The sequence below is a fragment of the Bremerella cremea genome, from assembly GCF_039541315.1.
GTDB classification, from domain to species: Bacteria; Planctomycetota; Planctomycetia; order Pirellulales; family Pirellulaceae; genus Bremerella; species Bremerella cremea.
This window is the reverse complement of the sequence record NZ_BAABFZ010000003.1, coordinates 230,519-249,006: the sequence shown is the minus strand read 5'-3', so window position 1 is coordinate 249,006 and position 18,488 is coordinate 230,519. Positions and strand designations below refer to the sequence as shown.

Genomic DNA, 18,488 nt, shown 5'->3' with positions numbered 1-18,488 from the left:
TCGCTCGACGGAAGTGATAGACCCTCAAGATCTTCTGAAGAGCCGCGCCTTCCCGGGGGCGGCTCTTCTTATGCGCCCTCCCCGATGGGATGGGTTGTGGGCGAATTGCGGGCTGGCCGTACTTTTCATCGCGGTGCTTGGCTGTTAGGTTGACCGGGGCAATGCATGCCCACGCCCACCGATACTATCATTGCGGAGAAAAGACATCATGCTGGGAATCGACGTCGAAGCTTGCCGAGGTCGGCAGAAACGTTTGTTAGCGGCCCTGGAAGGCCAATCGCTCGACGCGATCGTTGTGACGCAGAACGAACATGTGCAGTGGTTGGTTGGCCCGCGCTACGAGTTCAAGTTCTCGCCGGCGGCTGTCTTGTTTGCCGATGGCCGCGTGGCGCTGGTCGCTCCAAACGAAGCACCAGAAACCGCCGCTGCGGACGACGTGCGTACCTACGAAGCCCAGTGGCTTTCTACGCTGCGAAACGATCAGCGAGCAGCCTCGAGCGACGTCGTGCTGGCGATCTTGAAAGAAGCTGGCGGCCTGAAGCGTCTGGGCGTCGAATACTCGAGCTACCCGGTTCACGTCTCGAGCCAATTCCCTGCAGAGCTGGTCGACATCGAGCCAGAGATCTATCGCCAGCGTCGTAAGAAGGATGCGGACGAAATCGCCAAGATTCGCATGGCGATCAGCGGCACCGAGAAGATGTACGAGAAGGCTCGCGAGATCATCTGTCCCGGCATCAACGAACTGGAAGTCTTCAACCAGCTTCAAGCGGCTGCTGTCGCTCAGTACGGCGAAGCACTCACCGGAACCGGTAACGATTACGCCAGTGGCGAAATGGGTGGTCCGGCGCGTGATCGTAAGGTGGAAGATGGCGAACTGTACATCCTCGACCTGGGCCCTGCCTTCCGCGGATACTTCGCCGACAACAGCCGTGCGATCGCGGTCAACGGCAAGCCTACCGACGAACAGCAGGAAGCTTGGACCTACATCATGAAGGTCTTCGCTCACCTCGAGTCGGTTGTGAAGCCGGGTAAGAGCTGCAAGGAACTGTTCCTCGAAGTTCAAGATATCCTGAAGGCTGCTCCGATCGGCGAGTTCCCGCATCACCTGGGACACGGGATCGGTTTGTATCCGCATGAAGCCCCGCACTTGAACTCGTGCTGGGACGACAAGTTTGAGGTCGGCGACGTGTTTACCTGCGAACCAGGTCTGTACGATGCCCGCTTGAAGTTCGGCATGCGACTCGAGAATGATTACCTGGTGACAGAAACCGGAGTCGAGAATCTCTCGCCATTCAAGATGGAACTGGCTTAGTTCGGTCGTCTTAGAATTAGGCCGTCAGCCAGGATCGTTTCTCGCGTCCTGGCTGGCTGGACCTGGTTAGTTCATGTTGGGATCTTGCGGCATACGCTTCAAATTGAGCGACTCTCGCATGATGTTCGATCCCACTTCTCCGGTTACGCTCTTCCACAACGCTTCGTTGTTCGTCTCGAAGACCTGCTCTTGCGTCGCCGGCAAGGTAAGCCAGCCACCGACCTGCATCTCGTCTTCCAACTGCTGAGCGGCCCAGCCCGAGTAACCCAGGAAGAGGCGGAACGCCTTGCGACCTTCGCGAATGAGTGGCTCGATGTTCTCGCGTTGACTCGAGAAGTAGACGCCCGGCAGGATCTCGAGCTCGCTCAGCTCTTCTTCCTGATGGATGGCCATCAATGGGCCTTCTACCGGACCACCTTGCAGGACAAACTCCGGGGCGTCGATTTGCTCGCCCGAGACGTTCTTCCAGACTTGCTGCACGGTCAGATTGATCGGCCGAGTCAGCACCAGGCCTAAGGCCCCTTCTTCGTCATGCTGCACCATCAGCACGACTGTCCGCTGGAAATTCGGATCAGGGAGATAGGGAGACGCAATCAGAAATTGACCGGCCAAAGATGGCATGGTGGCGAACTCCTCGTGATCGAGCCGAAACGTCAGGCCTCGCTGCCGTAGTGATCGTGCCAGATGCAGCCACCCCAGGACCAGCCCACGCCAAAGCCAACCAAAAGGTGCTTCGAGCCCTTCTTCAAGCGGCCTTGCTTCCGCAAGTCGTGAATTAACAAAGGGATGGTCGCCGATACCGTGTTGCCCACGTTTTCCAGGGCGATTGGCATGCGGTCGCTATCGACCCCCAGGCTCTCCTGCAACTGCTCCAGCATTTTACGGGTCGCCTGGTGAAATAGATAGAGATCGACGGCGGAATTAGGAATTCCAGCGGCCGAGAAAATGTTCTGCACGAGCTGCGGAATTGCACCCACGGTGAAGTTGATCAGGGCGGGACCATCCATGTACAGCCGGCTGTCCCAACGCTTGCGATGCCGCGGTGTATGAGCGTCTTCAGGACGACGAGCTCCACCGTCGGTCACCATCAGCGTGTCGGCTCCGGTGCCATCCGTTCCAAACTGGAAGCCATCAAGTGTTGGTTCGTCGCTGGCCTCGATCAGCGTTGCCGCGGCACCATCGCCAAAGATCGTTCGCAGGCTGCGATCGTCGGCGTCGATGTACTTAGAATAGGTCTCGGCCGTGATGAACAGCACTCGGCGGGCGATGCCGGCACGGATGAGTCCTTCGGCGAGCGAGAGACCATAGATGAAGCCGGAACAACCCAAGTTGAAATCGAGAGCCCCGCACGAGACTCGCAGGCCCAACCGTTCTTGCATCAAGCAAGCAGTCGTTGGCAGCGGATAGTCTGGCGTCTGGGTGCAGAACAACAGGAAGTCAATCGATTGAGGATCGACGTTGTGCTCTTCAAAAAGTCGCTGCGCAGCCTGGACACCCAGATCGGAAGCCGTTTCGGCTGGCTCGGCAATGTGCCGCGCGGCGATCCCGGTTTTCGTAAAAATCAGATCCATGTCCCAACCAGGGAATTCTTCTTGCAGTTGCTGGTTGGTCTCAATCCTTTGGGGGAGGAAAGTGGAGATGGGACCGATGGATGCGTATTTCACAAACGACACTCTTCACTACGGAATTGACTGCGGGCGTTGGCCTTAAATCGGAGTAGCTTGCAAAGGCCTGCCCCGGGGCGACTTGGCGCAACTTTTGGGGTCCTCGAAGCTTATCAATTCCGAGAAATGTGCGATACCCTGCCGAACGATTTCCCCAATCTGGAGGGTTTGAGGACCGAAATGGCTCGGTCATTTCCCTGCCCCTTTCATGGGCTGCGTCTTTCATGCAGGCAGGTTCGGGTTAGGTAAGTCAGAGAAGCCTTACCGCCATCAGCCCATATGCTGCCCGCGATCGGGGGAAAAAATTGCGGACCGAGGCCACCATCTGCCGAATAGACGTTCGTATCTCAATAACTTCCAGGAAACTGGGCGTCGTTTTGAAGGGAATCAAAATTGGCTGCCGGGCGTGTTCTCCGTTATTTACTGAAGTCTTGGTTTTCGAAGCCGGTCCACCAACGCGAGATCTATTCTTGGATCCGCCAAAATGCTCCGGTGGTCAAGATCGCCGAAATCGGCCTCGGTAAAATCGAGCGGGCGAAAGAAATCATCGAGTTTGCTCAGCTTTACGCTGAGGGTCAGCGCATCGAGTATCTCGGCATCGACATGTTCGAGGGTCGACCTGCCGGCGACGGCATCGCGCTGAAGACCGCTCATAAGACCCTCAACGCCATGGGTGCCAAGATCCAATTGGTGCCTGGCGATGCGGCGATGGCCCTGCCCCGTGTGGCGAATACCGTCCGCGACGTCCACCTGATGATCATCTCGGCTGATCAAGATGCCGAAAGCATCCGCCAGGCGATCTCGTGGATTCCGCGCATGCTCAACGAGCAAAGTCTCGTGCTGTGGGAGGTCCAGGCCGCCAACGGTTCGTTGAGCTTCGGCCGATACCGGAAGGCTCAGATCGAAGCGATGACTACCAGCACGGTTCGCCGCGCTGCCTAAGCATTCGCTGGCTGGCTTCGCCCAATTTCACGAAAAGGCCGCGCTACCTCGCGCGGCCCTTTTGCTGCGCGAATGCCGGAGTGCTAGCGGTGTTTCGCCCGCCGTTCCTGAAGAGATCACTGGCTTCAAAGCCGATCGCTTGACGAGTCATTGCTCAGCGGGGTGTATTTCCACCGGATACATCGGAGTGTCGCTCCGTGCGACAGGGGTGTCGCATCTGGCGACATGGTTCTGTTGCTCCGAATCTCGAACGTATGGCTTTTCTCGGGGTTTTGTCGTTGAGAATTTTTGCGGCCGTGCCGGTATGCAAATTGCATCTAGGCGGGCTGATTCTTTGGCAACTCTCTCCCCCGGAACAGACAGATGCAAAAAGCCCGAGGTTTTACCCTCGTTGAACTGTTGGTCGTAATTGCGATCATCGGAATCTTGATCGCCCTGCTCTTGCCTGCCGTGCAGCAAGCTCGCGAGGCAGCTCGCCGGATGCAGTGCTCGAACAATCTGCGTCAGATGGCATTGGCCTGCCACAACTATCACGACGTGTTTGGCTCGTTCCCGACTGCTCGCCTTTCGAGCGGGACGAAGAAGTTTGGCCACATGGTTGGCTTGCTGGCGTTCCTGGAGCAAGGCAACGTCGACAACATGTTCGATCGCGATCTGGAAGGTGGTTTTGCCGCGCCGGCACATCAGACGATTCAGAACCTCGACATTCCGATCATTCACTGTCCGTCGAATCCCAACAACGACCTGGTGAAGCTGCGGAATTCCAGCTACGGCAATTTCTTCACCACGTCCGGGGATACATCAGACGAGACCGACCCGAACATTCTCACCGGACGGGCACTTGATTACTGGGTGAACCACATCATCTGGTCAGCGGCCTATAACCTCGTTTCGACCAGTGGCGAATCCCCCACGCCGATCTTCGCCGGAAGTTTCCCGAAGATGGCCCAGGTCACCGACGGCTTGTCGAACACCACCATGCTGATGGAGCACGCCGGCTGGGATAAGCATTATGTGAAAGGTGTCGGCATGCCGATGCCTGATACAGATCGCACGATGGATCAGCCAGGGGCCTGGGGTTCGTGGCTCGGTTGGTGTGCGTTCCGATTGCAGACCTACGACAACTACTCGCCGACGACCTATCCGACCGGAACCACGCCTGCGGGTTCGCAGTGTGCCGTCAACTGCAACAACTCGCAGGGACTGTTTGCGTTCCATCCCAGCGGCGCCAATGTTGGCATGGGGGATGGCAGCGTCCGGTTCTTCACGGAAAGCACTCCCCCGCGCGTTCTGCTTTTCATGGCTTCCCGCGACAGTGGCGAGGTGGTCGGTGAAGAGTAGCCTGAAGCACTGGGCCGCCCCGGCATCGGTCTCGGCGGCAGTTGTCCTTCTGGTCACGATCTTTCTGGGAGGCTGTTCGAGCCCGCCCGAGAAGATCCTGGTGACTGGCAAGGTCCTGATCAACGATAAAGAGGCCGACGGTGCCTACGTTCTGCTCTACAACGAAGGACAGGCAACTGAGGTCGCTGCCGCTTCGGCCCGAACGATCAACGATGGTTCGTTCAAGCTGGAAGTCGCCACGCCAGGCAATTACCTGGTAACGCTGATGTGGCCAAAGAAGGTGATGGATGATGGTGCGCTAATCGAAGGGGACGACCGATTCCAAGGTCGCTACCGGAATCCGCAGAAACCGGTTGCCAAGATTGAAATCCACGAAGGTGAGAACTCGCTCGATCCGATCACACTGAAGGCCCGTTAACAGGCAGGGCCTTTGCTCAAACGCGATACGATCGGAAACGCTACGGCCCTGCCCGTACGATCGCAATGGCGTACGTCACGCCCCGTTCGGGATTGTCCGCAAACGTTTTGTCGGGGTCGTTGATCTGCAGAATGATCTTCTCGTAATCCTTATCGGCCTGCCAGATGAACGGCGTATCGGCCGTTCCGCCAGGGACCAGCGTCAGTGTTTGGGCCTGATTGCCCCCGCTGACCGAACAGATTGCCAGGCGGACCTTGTCACCGCCGGCCGGCGCGTCGGCGTCAGGCGATTCCGAAGCCAGGTTGCCCCAAGACTTCCATTTGCCGGAGACGTAGCGAAGTTTGAGGGTGTCCCCTTCTCGCATGGGACCGACGTCGTAGCCGATCTCTTTCTTCGCGGTGACGGGGATCCCCTTGAAGTCGAACGATTCGAGCGGTTCGTCACTGCTGCCAGGCATGGGAGAAGTGTCGGATGTGGTCGCTGCTTTCTGTGGACGAAGCTCCGACGCAGCGATCCAGGCCGGGCGTCCCTGGCCGTTCATGTTGAACGTTACGTAGTAATGGTTGTCGCTTGGGCGGACCACAATCACCTTGCCCGGATACCACTTTCCATCGACCATCACATCGACCGAAGCCCCGGGCGCGTACGACTGTGTAGGGTCGCCCGTTTCGGGTTCGGTTGGCATCGGCTCGGCTGGATCGGTCGTGCCCTCGTTCATGGCGGTATCGTCGGTCGACGGACCTTGGTTGTTAGCCATGCCGCCGGTCGGAGGGGTCGTGCCTGGCGAAGAACTCCCAGCGGCAGCGGTGATGCCTGGCGGCAGCGGACCGCTTCCTTCCAGATACTTAAGATACGCCAGGTCTTCGTCGCTGAGGTACTTCACCGGCAGCGTGATCTCGAAGCTGTCGGTCGTGCGGAAGGTGACGTAGTTCCCTTCCTTCTTGGTCGCCTTGCCGTTGAATTGAAAGTTGCCGTGCTTGCTCTTCCAGACATGGCTCGTCTGTCGCTGGTTGAACGTGCTGGTCTGAGCCATGGCGACGCTTCCGCCGAAGGCAATCAGAACCAGGCAAAGCGTCGTCGAGAATGGAATCTTCGTTCGTTTCATCGTGCGGATTCCCAGCGTCCGAACCAAAGCAAGTGAAGCAGGCAGTTCTTTAGTATACATCCCAGGGGGATCAATGCTCCCCTGGTTCGACGGAGTCGAAGTGATTTATTGGTCACCGATCCCCGCCCGTCGCTGACCCGTATTTGCGACTAAGCTTTGCGAATGTTGCTGCGGTCGGCGATATCGACCAGCGCGTTCCGGGTGTCGACGATCAGCTTGGAGTGCTTCGCAATGAACTCCCAATCGTAGTCGTTGTGATTGGTGACAATCAGCACGACGTCCGCCGCCGCCAGCGTTTCTGGCGTCAGCTCGACGCTTTGCTTCTTCGAGAACTCGAAGCTTCGCATCGACGGTAACTGCGGGATGTAGGGGTCGTTGTAAGAGATGTTGGCGCCCAATGGTTCGAGCAATTCCATGATGGCGAAGGCCGGGCTTTCGCGGGGATCGTCGACGTTCGGTTTGTACGCCACCCCCAGCATCAGAACGTTGCTGCCGCGGATCGCCTTTTCCTGTTCGTTCAGGGCCAGCATCAGCTTTTGGACGACGAACTGCGGCATGCTGGTGTTGATCTCGCCGGCGAGTTCGATGAATCGCGTCGGCATCCCTTCCTTGCGGGCGAGCCAACTCAAATAGAACGGATCGATTGGGATGCAGTGGCCACCCAGGCCAGGCCCAGGATAGAAGGCCTGAAACCCGAATGGCTTCGTCTTTGCTGCTTCGATCACTTCCCACAGGTCGAGGTTCATGCGATCGAAGAGCACTTTCAGTTCGTTCACCATCGCAATGTTCACGGCGCGATAGGTGTTCTCGAGGATCTTACAGGCCTCGGCAACTTCCAAACTGCTGACGGGGATGATCTCGACGATCGCCTTCTGATAAAGCTGACAAGCCAGTTGCAAACTGTACTCTTCGAGCCCGCCAATCACCTTGGGGATGTTGGCGGCGGTGAACTTGGGATTGCCAGGGTCTTCTCGCTCGGGGCTGTAGGCGACGAAGAAATCAATTCCGGGCTTCAGGCTAGACTTTTCAAGAATCGGCAGCACGACATCCTTCGTCGTACTCGGGTAGGTCGTGCTTTCGAGAACGACCAACTGCCCTGGCCGTAGTGATTGGGCGATCGCTTCCGCAGTTCGTTCGACATACTTCAAGTCTGGGTCGCGAGAACTGTCCAGCGGGGTTGGTACGCAAATCAATAGAACATCCGCTTCTGCCATGCGTACAGTATCGGTAGTTGCCGAAAAACGCCCCATTTTAACATTTGTCGCGATCCATTCGCCGGCGATGTGCTTGATGTAGCTTTCCCCCTGTGTCAGCTTTTCAACCTTGGCCGGATCGGTATCGAATCCAAGGCAGCGATAACCACAGTTGGCGAAAGTTTTTACGAGGGGTAACCCCACGTATCCCATGCCGATGACACCTACGATGGCCGTTTGATCCTCGAGTTTCTGGCGGAGAGATTCGAAAGAAGGAGGAACATTTTGAACCATCGGCGTGTCTTTTCGAGTAAGCGTTACTAAAAGGAATAGGTCCGCACCAGGCTTCGGCGGCGTTCGCCCCTTGAGGGGGTAATCGCTTCCGGTAATACTGCATCAACGGGGATGATTTTTGATCCCCCCGGTTGCCTGGGCAGTTCGAGCTTAGCCCACGTATCACAATTTAATATCGTGCGGCGTTTTAAGATTCGCCTATTGAAGTCGAAGACGTTAATATAAATCGACGGAGGGATGCTCCGCTAGAATTGCGAGAGGCTTTCTAAAACACTGTATGAGCAACGCAACTCCACCTAATTCGATGGACCGGCATTTCGAGGAGACGGTGATTGCGCCCGGGAATTCCGCGGTCGACCGAACCACGTCTTCATCGCCACACATTGCCTTGGTGGAAGGTTCGTCGAGTCCTCACTTCTCGCGGGTGACCCAGTCGCTGCTGCGATTTCGTCTGCGGGTTGCCACGATCACGATGTTTGGCATCTTTGCCGTCTACTTCGTATGGCATCTCTACCAGTACTTCTGGGGTGGAGACATCGCTGAAAAGAACTCGACCTTGCTTGGCTTTCATGCGGGGCTGTTGGTCGTTCTGGCGCTTTCAGGCTATTTGCTCTGTCCGAAATGTGATGCCCGGCGGGGTGTGCTTCGGATGCAAGAGTGGGTCGTCTTCGGATTGCCGGCGGTATTCCTGTTGATGTCACAATATCACTCGATGCAGCTATGCGTCCGTGAATATGGCATGTTCCAAAATCCGGCCCCGGGCTGGCTGCTGTTGATCTTCATCTACGCTTTGTTCATCCCGAATACCTGGCAACGGGCCGCCGGGGTCATTTCGGCAATGGTAGTCGCTCCATTGGCATTGTTGGCGTACGCGTATGCCACCGATCGCCTTTGCTACGACATCATCTATGGCAATCCCGAGATGCTCGGTGAGATTGGTCTGAAGATGGTGATCTGCGGTGCCGTGGCGATCTTTGGTGTTTACACCATCAACGTGCTGCGGACCGAAGCGTTCCATGCCAAGCAGTTGGGGCAATACCGCCTCAGCCGCAGCCTGGGTGCGGGCGGCATGGGCGAAGTCTACTTGGCTCATCACTACCTGATGAAGCGTCCCTGTGCGATCAAGATCATCCGTCCTGAAAAGGCGGGGGACTCGAACGTTCTGGCCCGTTTCGAGCGGGAAGTCCATGCTTCGTCGAAGCTTTCGCACTGGAACAATATCGACATCTTCGACTACGGCCGCACCGAAGATGGCACGTTCTATTACGTGATGGAGTATCTGCCGGGTTTGAATGTCTCGGACCTGGTAAATCGCTTTGGTCCGCTGCCAGCCGGGCGGGTGATTCACCTGCTGCGTCAGATCTGCGATGCCCTGAACGAAGCTCACTCGCAAGGCATGATTCACCGCGACATCAAGCCGGCGAATGTGTTCGCCGCGAAGCGTGGTGGTTATTACGACGTTGCCAAACTGCTCGACTTCGGTCTGGCCAAGCCGATCGCTTCGACGGAAGACTCGCAGTTGACCCAGGAAGGGATGATCACCGGTTCGCCGTTGTTCATGTCTCCGGAACAGGCCAGCGGCGAAGGCGAACCCGATGCCCGCAGCGACATCTATTCCGTCGGCATCCTCGCTTACTTCATGCTGACGGGGCATGCCCCGTTTGAGTACGACCGCCCGATCAAGGTGATTATCGCCCACGCTCACGAAGCGGTAGTGCCACCGTCAGAACAGATCTCGTCGATCCCGCACGATCTGGAAGCGATCGTGATGCGATGTCTGGCCAAGGATCCGGACGACCGGTTCCAGTCGATCCTCGACATGGCCGACGCCCTCGATAAGTGCGAATCAAGCGGTACCTGGAAACAGGCCGACGCTGTGAAGTGGTGGACCGAGAACGAAACGATTGCTGAATGCCCTCAGCCCGAGGACGAGCACTCGCAGGCCGAGACCCGAATCGCAGAGATTCGCGGTTAAGACGGTCTCCGTCATTTCTTCCCCTGGTCTTGCTGATTTTGCCAGAACCAGGGCATCCTTCCGGGTGTCATTGGGCTTGAGTGGTCCGCGAAATAGTCCCCTCAAGTGGTGGTTGGCCGCGGCCCCTCCCCGTTTCCAAAAAATCCAGATATAATGCTGGACTATCCTTATGCCTTGCCAGCCAAGTAGTTTGCTGGGGATTAGGCAATCCGAGCGATGCCCTATCTCGCTCGTGAATCTCTCTCATAGACCTGACCGTTGCCGTTAGGGGAAGAACGAATGATCGCGGAAAATGCCCCCCGTACCATGTTCCAGAAAATCTGGGACAACCACGTTGTCGATGCGGAATCTGCTTCGCAGGCACTGCTGTACATTGACCTGCACCTGGTGCACGAAGTGACCAGCCCGCAGGCATTCGAAGGCCTGCGTCTGGCGGGTCGTAAGGTTCGCCGCCCGGAACTCACCAAGGCGACGCCGGACCACAATGTCCCCACCACCGATCGCTCGCTACCGATTGTCGATCAGATCTCGAAGCAGCAGATCGATACGCTTCGTCTGAACTGCGAAGATTTCGGTGTTCAACTGTTCGACCTGCACGACATCAAGCAAGGTGTGGTGCACGTGATCGGGCCGGAACTCGGCCTCACGCAGCCTGGGGCGACCATCGTGTGTGGCGACAGTCACACGGCGACCCACGGTGCCTTCGGTGCCCTGGCCTTCGGTATTGGTACGAGCGAAGTCGAGCACGTCCTCGCCACGCAGACGCTCATTCAGTCGCGTCCGAAGACGATGGAACTTCGCGTTAACGGCAAACTGGCGCGTGGCGTCACGGCGAAAGACCTGGTGCTGTATCTGATCGGTCACCTGACTACCGCTGGTGGTACCGGCTACGTGCTGGAATACACCGGCGAAGCGGTCCGCAACTTGACCATGGAACAGCGTATGACCGTCTGTAACATGTCGATCGAAGCAGGTGCGCGTGCCGGTATGATCGCGCCTGACGAGACCACTTTCGAGTACATGCGTGGTCGCGAGTTCAGCCCGAAAGACATCGAAGCTGCCATCGAGCGTTGGAAGAACTTGCCATCCGATCCAGGTGCCAAGTACGACAAGGTCCTCGAGTTCGAGGCGAAGGACATCGCTCCTCAGGTTACCTGGGGCACCAACCCAGGTCAGGTTTGTGCGGTCGATCGCAACATTCCTTCGCCGGGCGATTTTGCCGACGCGACCGAACGTCGCTCTACCGAAGCGGCACTCGACTACATGGCCTTGAAGGCAGGTGCTCCGATCACCGACGTCGAAATCAATCGCGTCTTCATTGGTTCGTGCACCAACGGTCGAATTGAAGACCTGCGTGCCGCGGCCAGTGTGGTCAAAGGTCACAAGAAGTCCGATCACGTCCATGCAATGGTCGTTCCTGGCAGTGGTCAGGTTCGTAAGCAAGCTCAGGAAGAAGGTCTCGATAAGATCTTTACCGAAGCGGGCTTTGAATGGCGTGAAGCTGGCTGCAGCATGTGCCTGGCGATGAATCCCGACAAGCTGGAACCAGGCGAACGCTGTGCTTCGACCAGCAACCGTAACTTTGAAGGACGTCAGGGCCGTGGTGGTCGTACCCACCTGGTCAGCCCTGAAATGGCCGCCGCCGCTGGCGTTGCCGGTCACTTCGTCGACGTCCGTCAGTGGGACTTCAAATAGTCTCCGGTCCTGACTCCAAGCAAATCTTTTTGAGCAAACGATCATGCAACCATTCATCAAAGAGACCGGCCTCGTGGCCACCATGGATCGGGCCAACGTGGACACCGATCAGATCATTCCAAAGCAGTTTTTGAAGCGTATCGAACGAACGGGCTTCGGCCAGTTTCTGTTCTTCGACTGGCGTTACCTGGAAGATGGTTCGACTCCAAATCCTGAGTTCGAACTGAACAAGCCAGAAGTCGAAGGGGCTTCAATCCTGGTGACTCGTCGTAACTTCGGCAACGGTTCGAGCCGCGAACACGCTGTCTGGGCGATCGACGACTTTGGTATCCGCGCGGTGCTGGCACCAAGCTTCGCCGACATCTTCTACAACAACTGCTTCAAGAACGGCGTCCTGCCGATCGCCCTGACCGAAGATCAGATCGAAGAGATCTTCCAGCGTGCCGACAAGGCTCCGGGCTACAAGCTGACCGTCGATCTGGAAGCCTTGAAGATCACCGATGGTGATGGCCTCGAAATTCCATTCCAATTGGACGAGTTTCGTCGCCACAAGCTGCTCAACGGTCTGGACGATATCGCCCTGACTCTGAGCCGTGAAGAAAAGATCGCCGCCTACGAGCAAGCTCATGGCATCGGTGCTTAAAACACGCACCCTGCAAGCATAAATTGAGGCGAACTTCGGTTCGCCTTTTTTTACGCGCCCATGGTTGGAATCGTAGCATTGCTTCGCCAAACTATAGAAGAGTTGCTTCTGCGAACATGAGAACGAGAACTATCATGCTAAGTCGATTTTTGCTTTCCACTCCCCTGCTCTTTCTTTCCGCAATGGTCGCCCAGGCCGAGATCAAACCGGAAGTGATACTCGAAGGTTTGAAGTGCCCCAGCGGCGTCGCCATTCAGCCAGAGACCGAAACGGTCTTCGTCGCTGAAACGGCCGCATCACAGATCATTCGCGTGGTGGATGGTAAGGCCGAGGTCGTCGTATCGGAGTTTCCCGCCGACGAATACGGCAAAGGCCCGACCTATCAAATTGGTCCCTTGGGACTCGCCTTCCTCGACAAAGAACACCTGGTGGTGGGCGATGGCAGTTTGAAGGATGGCGAAGAAGTCGTTCGCGTTTACACCATCGGTGAAAATGGCGCCGAAGTCCAAAAGGCGGACGCCGGTAAGAAGACTAACCCACTGGAAGCCGAAGGCGAGATGCCTGGTGAAGGAAACTTCTACGGCGTCGCGGTCGATATCGACAACGTCTACGTCACCTCGAACGGCGACGACAAGAAGGGCTGGATCGCACGGGCCTCGCTCGAAAAGGATGGCCTGGGCGAACTGACCCGTTACATCCCGACGAAAGACAGCGTCGACGTCGATGCTCCTGCCGCGATCACCATCAGCCCGCGCCGGGAAGTGGTTGTCGGCCAGATGGGCGAGATCAACGATCAGAAAGATAGCCTGCTGACCTTCTACGATCAGAAGTCGAAGAGCCTGCTGCTGAGTCTGCCGGCAGAACTTTACGACGTCGTTGGTCTGGCCTACAGCCCGAAGACAGGGCGTTTGTACGCCGTCGATTACAGTTGGGCCGATCCGAAGCAAGGTGGTCTGTATCGCCTGGACGCGGTGCGTCGCGATGGTCAGCAAATGGTGAAAGCCACCAAGCTGATCGACTTGGATCAGCCAACCGCATTGGCCTTCAATCAAGCAGGCGAACTGTACATCACGCTGTTTGGCAATGGCGACGGTAAAGATACCAGCAAGACGCCAGCGACCGGCAAGCTGCTGAAGATCGGCGAAGGTTTGTAATTCGCGATCAAGAAACAAATAAGGGCACGACCGATGGCCGTGCCCTTTTCTATTTGGAATACCGGTTACTGGCGGCGACTAAGCCGAGCCGACCGAGACTTCTTCGGTCTTGGTGACGGTGAAGCCAAGATCTTCCAGCATCTTGTAATCGTCTTCGGCGGTCTGACCTGGCGTGGTGAGATAGTCGCCCAGGAAGATCGAGTTCGCAGCGTACAAGCCCATCGGCTGCAGGCTTCGCAGGTGAATCTCGCGGCCGCCAGCGATGCGAAGTTCGCTGTTAGGATTCGCAAAGCGGTAGAGTGCCAGGATTCGTAGGCACTGACGCGGGCTCAGGTCTTTGCCCAGGCCTTGCAGTGGCGTGCCGTCGATTGGATTCAGGAAGTTCACCGGAATCGAGTGGACGCCCAGGTCGCGAAGTTCGAGAGCCATCTTCACGACGTCTTCATCTGCTTCGCCCATGCCGACGATCCCACCGCTGCACATTTCGAGGCCGGCGTCTTTAACGGCGTTCAGCGTGTTGATGCGGTCGGCGTAGCTGTGGGTCGAGCAGATCTTTTCGTAGTATTCGGCACTGGTGTTCACGTTGTGATTCACGCGATCAACACCGCAAGCCTTCAAGCGATCGGCTTGTTCCGAGCTCAACAGGCCCAGGCACGCACAGATCTTCAGGTCGTACTTTTCTTTGATCTCGGGCACGATCGTTTCGACCGCCTTCATTTCGCGTTCGTTCGGACCGCGAGCCGAGATCACGATGCAGTAAGTCTTCACGTCCCGTTCGGCAGCGATCCGGGCACCTTCCATCAACTTATCGCGGCTGAGGAAGTTGTACTTGGGGATCTCGGCGTCCGAGACCTTCGACTGCGAGCAGTAACCACAGTCTTCCGGGCAGAGGCCGCTCTTGGCGTTCATCAACTGGTATAGTTGGACGGTCTTGCCGAAGTGCTGTCGACGAATCTTGAACGCGGCGGACATCACATCCAGCAACTCATCGTCGGACGAATGGAGGATCGAAAGACCTTCTTCGAGCGTCAATTGATGGCCACGCAGAATTTCGTCGGCCAGAGCGGACCAGGATAGCGTCGATATCGACATCGGCGGCGTTCTCTTCATTACAATCGGACAGAACATCAATAAACCGGCCAAAAGGCCAGCCTGACATTCTAAAACGCCTGGGCACGAATTGTAAGGTGAGCCCCTATCGCGACTTGGCAGCAGGGTGGTTTTGGGGAAGAATGCAGGCAAGGAGAAGCCATTGATCCAGGAAACGCCCGTCGGTCGCCATCATTTCGTTCGTATCAGCGTACTAGGCCACGTGGGCCGATTCACATCGGTCGATGCTGTTGCTTACGGACGAGGCATGCGCGTCATCTGCCGCACGTCCCGAGGATTAGAGGTCGGCGAGATCCTGTCGCCTGCCAGCGAGGCGGAATCGCACGACTCGGACGGCTCGATTTTGCGAGGCGTTACGGTCGAAGACGATCTGCTGATTGCTCGTCTGGAACGCAATCGCCAAGAGGCGTTTGCGGCTTGTCAGCAAGAATTGGCCAGCCGGGGGATTCAGATTCCCCTCCTGGAAGTCGAGCAGTTGTTCGACGGAAGCTCGTTATATTTTTACTTCTTGGGAGACGTTCCCGCAGAGGTTGCCGATTTAACTTCTCAATTGGCCGAGACTTACAACGCAGCGGCCGGCATCAGCCAGTTCTCGGACCTGCTGGAAACAGGGTGTGGTCATGGTTGCGGGACCGCCGAAAAGGCAGGCGGTTGCGGCGGTGCTTGCACCAGCTGTGCGATCGCGGGTGCCTGCAAGAAGTGATGAGTTCTCTTATTCGCCGTCGAAGTTGACCCGGATCACTTCGGCCAGATCAAGCAGCAATTGGTCCCCTGCCCCTTGGAACGAAGCTCCGTGCATCACCGCCAAGGTTTCTGGCTTCAGGTCGGCCAGCTTCCGCAAGACACCTTCGGTTTGTGACGTATACGGCATGTAGCCAGCCAGCGGACCTTGCCGCAGTAGCTGCATCCCGTTGGTCGTTGGCTCGATCAGCGAGTCGGTCGTCAGTGGGGCCACGTCGCCAAAATGATGAAACAGGTCCGAGCAGAAAAGTGTCTTCGTCGTTTCTTCAAACAGCACGCCGGCATCCCAGCCATGGGGAATGTGGGGCGAAGGGTAGAACCGGTAGCGATACTTGCCGGTTGAAAGCACATCGTCCGGCAGCATGCCTCGGGCTGGCCGATCGGAAAAGTCATCGACACTGACCAGCTTCCCCACGAGCGTGCAGACTGGCTCGGCATTCGAGGCGACCTCGAGCCATTGATTCAAAGCGCCGCATTCGTCCGACTCGAAGTGGCTCCAGGCAATGTACTTCAACGAGGCGGGATCAATGATCTTCGAGACCGCTTCCAGCAGCGGCGGGAACATTGCTTTCAAGCCAGTGTGGAAGAGCAGCGGCTCTTCGTCCTTCACAAGAAAGTGATTGAACTGCATGTTCAATTGTGGCACGAAAAGCGACAGTCGATACAGATCGGGCGCGATCTCGGCAACGTTGACCATCAAAAAGCGGCCTTTCGCGAGGCGGGACTTTAGCTTATTTCAATACCCAGCGAAAAGAAGTGTAGCCGAAAAAGAAGCTGCAGCAGAATACAAACTTCGCGATCCTCTTCGCTCAAAGATAGGGCCTCGTCCGCAAGCAAAAAGTCGGCATCCCCACGGGGCGATGTTGCCCGATGCTGAACGTTGGCATAACGACTGGCGAAGATTGGGATGTCGTTTTGCCCAGGCCGGCACCAGGCAAACGTTGCATGCGTGGTGCTGGGGGCGAAGGGGACGTCGATGTGCCCGAGCGCTTGTTCGTCGCGGCGAATTTCAATCCGAAACGGACGGAACCCCAGCATCCACTCGGCCCATGCCATGCCGCGCTGAAACAGCGACTTCGAGTCGTCCGCATGTTGCGACTCGTCGATGGCAAACGCCTTCAGCTGACCCCGAGGCATCTCACCGCAGTAAAGCTGAATCGTCTGCGGCGAGCTTTGCTCGGCGAATGCCGTTAGCGCTGTTGCCTTTCCCACGAGGCAAGCCAGGCACCAGTCCAGCGGATCATTCTCGTCGCCGCTGGAAGCGTAGTTGACCTCGCCGATCGGCGACTGCTTTTCGCTGGAAGAATCGTACGACAGCAAACCGATGCTCGATCCGTTTTGGGCCGCCAGAATTAACGACTCGAGCGGAATCGCCGTTTCGGTTGGCGGACACCATACCGACCGGGTCGTGGCTCTGGTGGCTGAGGGGCTTTGGGCGAACAAGTTGGCAATCCGATCCGACATGGGGCGTTCGCTGAAAAGGGAGGTGAAGTATCGCCGGGGATCTTCATCCTACCGAACGTGAGCAGGTCGTGCCAACTTACTGGGATGGCCCAGCGAGGCCATGAACCGCAATTTCTCGACGACCGGTTGGGTGAAAACTTCTGGCACCAGGTCCAGCAGACCGATATCGCGATTGAACTCGTTCGCCATCACGCCAATTTCGCGATAGGTTTGCAGCCACTTATCGAAATCATCAGCCGGAACCTCCGCCTCGATCCGAGGAAACGACTGCGCCGTAATGACGATCGCCGTCATATCGAGATACGCGGCAAAGCTTTCGGCGAAATCTTCCCACGGGTGCATCGTCGCATAGCCAGAGATGAATTGTTGCTGCCAATCAGGTTGAGGCCCATCCTTGTAATAAGCCTGCTGGGCTTCGGCGTATGTCGGGTCTTCTTCGTTCCCAAACAGATCTCGGAACTCGCTCAGAAGCTTAGGCTTCACGATCAGGTCCCAGTAATAGTGCCCCAGTTCGTGGCGAAAGTGCCCGACCAACGTTCGCTGCGGTTCGCCAAACTCGACACGCGTCTGTTCGCGATGCACGCTATCGGCTTCCTTTACATTAATGGTGATCACCCCGTTGGCGTGCCCGGTCGAAACTGGCTGGACGTCGTCCGCTTTGAACTCGAACCAAAGCGGAAGCAGTTCGTTTTGTGACGGCGTGCCAATCGGAAGCCCGATCAATTCGATGCCATCGAGCACGCGGCGCTTAGCCGTTTCAAGTCGACGCCATTTCTCCAGATTGCCAGGAACCTTCAAGTCAGGGATAACGCGGTTCAGCCGGCAGTAGGTGCAACGTGGCTGATCTTCTTCTTCGATCTCGACTCCGCGATTGCAAACCTCGTGATCAACCCGATTCTGGCACATCTTCAGCACATGGCCGCAGCCAGCGGCGGTGCATTTCCAAGAGCCATCTTTCTGCGGAGCCATTGCCGCGACGTTTCGGCAACAGGGGCACATGGCAACCGTCGCATCGCAGGCAACGCATCGCGTACTTCCAAAGAACAACTTGCGACCACACTGGCAGCGAAAGGTCCGCATGGCGAACTCACTTTATGGGAAAGGAACAGAAATATGGGGTATCAAAACGTTGGCGTTCACTAATGCAATTCCTGGTCCAGTGTAGAGGAAAGATGTCTGGCAGCATGTGATCGAACTAGGTTCATCGGTTCCCTGCTGGCGGGTGGTACTGCGGAGATTCGTTGTTTTCGAGGCTCGTTTTTGGCGAAGGCCAACTCGACGCAGCTTCATGATTTGGAAACTTTGTGGCCTCTGAGAGCAGAAAGGATGGCAATTTCATCACCCTTTCATGTGGATTTGCGAATGTAAGGGCGGCTCCCCTACCCCAAAAACAGGTGAATCTGATAGGATTTTCGGTTCGTGAACGGAAGATTAGGC

General features: G+C 56.9%; 17 protein-coding genes. 9 read left to right on the top strand and 8 right to left on the bottom strand.

Annotation, left to right across the window (positions count from 1 at the left end; genetic code table 11):
- Positions 1-208 precede the first annotated feature (208 nt).
- Complete coding sequence (locus ABD890_RS03305; RefSeq protein WP_345085854.1) at positions 209-1,312, top strand: M24 family metallopeptidase; 1,104 nt, start codon at positions 209-211, stop codon at positions 1,310-1,312.
- A gap of 66 nt (positions 1,313-1,378) precedes the next feature.
- On the opposite strand, the gene ABD890_RS03300 is transcribed toward ABD890_RS03305, so the two are convergent.
- Positions 1,379-1,933, bottom strand: coding sequence for a YqgE/AlgH family protein (locus ABD890_RS03300; RefSeq protein WP_345085852.1), 555 nt, complete (start codon positions 1,931-1,933; stop codon positions 1,379-1,381).
- Between the two features lie 32 nt (positions 1,934-1,965).
- Positions 1,966-2,976: a ketoacyl-ACP synthase III gene (locus tag ABD890_RS03295; protein ID WP_345085850.1), complete on the bottom strand. Its 1,011-nt coding sequence runs from the start codon at positions 2,974-2,976 to the stop codon at positions 1,966-1,968.
- Positions 2,977-3,468: 492 nt separating this feature from the next.
- Here ABD890_RS03295 and ABD890_RS03290 point away from each other — a divergent pair, with 492 nt between their 5' ends.
- From ABD890_RS03290 to ABD890_RS03280, 3 genes are all read left to right on the top strand, one after another.
- On the top strand, positions 3,469-3,918 hold the full coding sequence (locus tag ABD890_RS03290) for a hypothetical protein (protein WP_345085848.1): 450 nt from the start codon (positions 3,469-3,471) through the stop codon (positions 3,916-3,918).
- Between the two features lie 363 nt (positions 3,919-4,281).
- A complete protein-coding gene (locus ABD890_RS03285) occupies positions 4,282-5,259 on the top strand; it encodes a DUF1559 domain-containing protein (protein WP_345085846.1) in 978 nt (325 codons plus the stop codon).
- Positions 5,249-5,677, top strand: a complete 429-nt coding sequence (locus tag ABD890_RS03280) for a hypothetical protein (protein ID WP_345085843.1) — start codon at positions 5,249-5,251, stop codon at positions 5,675-5,677. Before ABD890_RS03285 ends, ABD890_RS03280 begins: the two co-directional genes overlap by 11 nt.
- A gap of 40 nt (positions 5,678-5,717) precedes the next feature.
- Here ABD890_RS03280 and ABD890_RS03275 read toward each other — a convergent pair whose 3' ends face one another.
- Together ABD890_RS03275 and ABD890_RS03270 are read right to left on the bottom strand one after the other, a co-directional pair.
- Complete coding sequence (locus ABD890_RS03275) at positions 5,718-6,782, bottom strand: MYST family histone acetyltransferase (RefSeq protein ID WP_345085841.1); 1,065 nt, start codon at positions 6,780-6,782, stop codon at positions 5,718-5,720.
- Positions 6,783-6,931: 149 nt separating this feature from the next.
- Positions 6,932-8,269: a nucleotide sugar dehydrogenase gene (locus ABD890_RS03270; protein WP_345085839.1), complete on the bottom strand. Its 1,338-nt coding sequence runs from the start codon at positions 8,267-8,269 to the stop codon at positions 6,932-6,934.
- Positions 8,270-8,546: 277 nt separating this feature from the next.
- Between ABD890_RS03270 and ABD890_RS03265 the strand changes: the two genes are divergently transcribed.
- The 4 genes from ABD890_RS03265 to ABD890_RS03250 all read left to right on the top strand — a co-directional run bounded on the left by ABD890_RS03265 (position 8,547) and on the right by ABD890_RS03250 (position 13,736).
- Positions 8,547-10,244: a serine/threonine protein kinase gene (locus ABD890_RS03265; RefSeq protein ID WP_345085837.1), complete on the top strand. Its 1,698-nt coding sequence runs from the start codon at positions 8,547-8,549 to the stop codon at positions 10,242-10,244.
- Positions 10,245-10,523: 279 nt separating this feature from the next.
- The gene (gene leuC, locus ABD890_RS03260; protein WP_345085835.1) at positions 10,524-11,939 is read left to right on the top strand and encodes a 3-isopropylmalate dehydratase large subunit; all 1,416 of its coding nucleotides are present in this window, start codon (positions 10,524-10,526) and stop codon (positions 11,937-11,939) included.
- Positions 11,940-11,982: 43 nt separating this feature from the next.
- Entirely contained in the window at positions 11,983-12,582 is a 600-nt protein-coding gene (leuD, locus tag ABD890_RS03255) for a 3-isopropylmalate dehydratase small subunit (RefSeq protein WP_345085833.1), read from the top strand.
- A gap of 134 nt (positions 12,583-12,716) precedes the next feature.
- Positions 12,717-13,736, top strand: a complete 1,020-nt coding sequence (locus ABD890_RS03250) for an NHL repeat-containing protein (RefSeq protein ID WP_345085831.1) — start codon at positions 12,717-12,719, stop codon at positions 13,734-13,736.
- A gap of 78 nt (positions 13,737-13,814) precedes the next feature.
- Here ABD890_RS03250 and bioB read toward each other — a convergent pair whose 3' ends face one another.
- Positions 13,815-14,828: a biotin synthase BioB gene (gene bioB / locus ABD890_RS03245; protein WP_345085829.1), complete on the bottom strand. Its 1,014-nt coding sequence runs from the start codon at positions 14,826-14,828 to the stop codon at positions 13,815-13,817.
- Positions 14,829-14,988: 160 nt separating this feature from the next.
- Between bioB and ABD890_RS03240 the strand changes: the two genes are divergently transcribed.
- Complete coding sequence (locus ABD890_RS03240) at positions 14,989-15,549, top strand: PSP1 C-terminal domain-containing protein (protein ID WP_345085827.1); 561 nt, start codon at positions 14,989-14,991, stop codon at positions 15,547-15,549.
- A 9-nt stretch (positions 15,550-15,558) separates the two neighbouring features.
- Here the strand turns inward: ABD890_RS03240 and ABD890_RS03235 are convergent, their stop codons facing one another.
- From ABD890_RS03235 to ABD890_RS03225, 3 genes are read right to left on the bottom strand one after another with little or no spacing between them, the layout of a single operon-like run.
- Positions 15,559-16,284 (bottom strand): oxygen-binding di-iron domain-containing protein, encoded by a 726-nt coding sequence (locus tag ABD890_RS03235; RefSeq protein ID WP_345085825.1) that lies wholly within the window; start codon positions 16,282-16,284, stop codon positions 15,559-15,561.
- Between the two features lie 29 nt (positions 16,285-16,313).
- Positions 16,314-17,051, bottom strand: coding sequence for a hypothetical protein (locus tag ABD890_RS03230; RefSeq protein WP_345085823.1), 738 nt, complete (start codon positions 17,049-17,051; stop codon positions 16,314-16,316).
- 48 nt (positions 17,052-17,099) lie between these two features.
- Entirely contained in the window at positions 17,100-18,131 is a 1,032-nt protein-coding gene (locus ABD890_RS03225) for a zinc-binding metallopeptidase family protein (RefSeq protein ID WP_345085821.1), read from the bottom strand.
- Positions 18,132-18,488 lie beyond the last annotated feature (357 nt).

Excerpts from the sequence above, each read along its gene's own strand:
- ABD890_RS03305 (WP_345085854.1), top strand. The coding sequence starts at position 209 with ATGCTGGGAATCGACGTCGAAGCTTGCCGAGGTCGGCAGAAACGTTTG.
- ABD890_RS03300 (WP_345085852.1), bottom strand. The coding sequence starts at position 1,933 with ATGCCATCTTTGGCCGGTCAATTTCTGATTGCGTCTCCCTATCTCCCT.
- ABD890_RS03285 (WP_345085846.1), top strand. The coding sequence starts at position 4,282 with ATGCAAAAAGCCCGAGGTTTTACCCTCGTTGAACTGTTGGTCGTAATT.
- ABD890_RS03275 (WP_345085841.1), bottom strand. The coding sequence starts at position 6,782 with ATGAAACGAACGAAGATTCCATTCTCGACGACGCTTTGCCTGGTTCTG.
- ABD890_RS03270 (WP_345085839.1), bottom strand. The coding sequence starts at position 8,269 with ATGGTTCAAAATGTTCCTCCTTCTTTCGAATCTCTCCGCCAGAAACTC.
- ABD890_RS03265 (WP_345085837.1), top strand. The coding sequence starts at position 8,547 with ATGAGCAACGCAACTCCACCTAATTCGATGGACCGGCATTTCGAGGAG.
- leuC (WP_345085835.1), top strand. The coding sequence starts at position 10,524 with ATGATCGCGGAAAATGCCCCCCGTACCATGTTCCAGAAAATCTGGGAC.
- leuD (WP_345085833.1), top strand. The coding sequence starts at position 11,983 with ATGCAACCATTCATCAAAGAGACCGGCCTCGTGGCCACCATGGATCGG.
- ABD890_RS03250 (WP_345085831.1), top strand. The coding sequence starts at position 12,717 with ATGCTAAGTCGATTTTTGCTTTCCACTCCCCTGCTCTTTCTTTCCGCA.
- bioB (WP_345085829.1), bottom strand. The coding sequence starts at position 14,828 with ATGTCGATATCGACGCTATCCTGGTCCGCTCTGGCCGACGAAATTCTG.
- ABD890_RS03235 (WP_345085825.1), bottom strand. The coding sequence starts at position 16,284 with ATGGTCAACGTTGCCGAGATCGCGCCCGATCTGTATCGACTGTCGCTT.
- ABD890_RS03230 (WP_345085823.1), bottom strand. The coding sequence starts at position 17,051 with ATGTCGGATCGGATTGCCAACTTGTTCGCCCAAAGCCCCTCAGCCACC.
- ABD890_RS03225 (WP_345085821.1), bottom strand. The coding sequence starts at position 18,131 with ATGCGGACCTTTCGCTGCCAGTGTGGTCGCAAGTTGTTCTTTGGAAGT.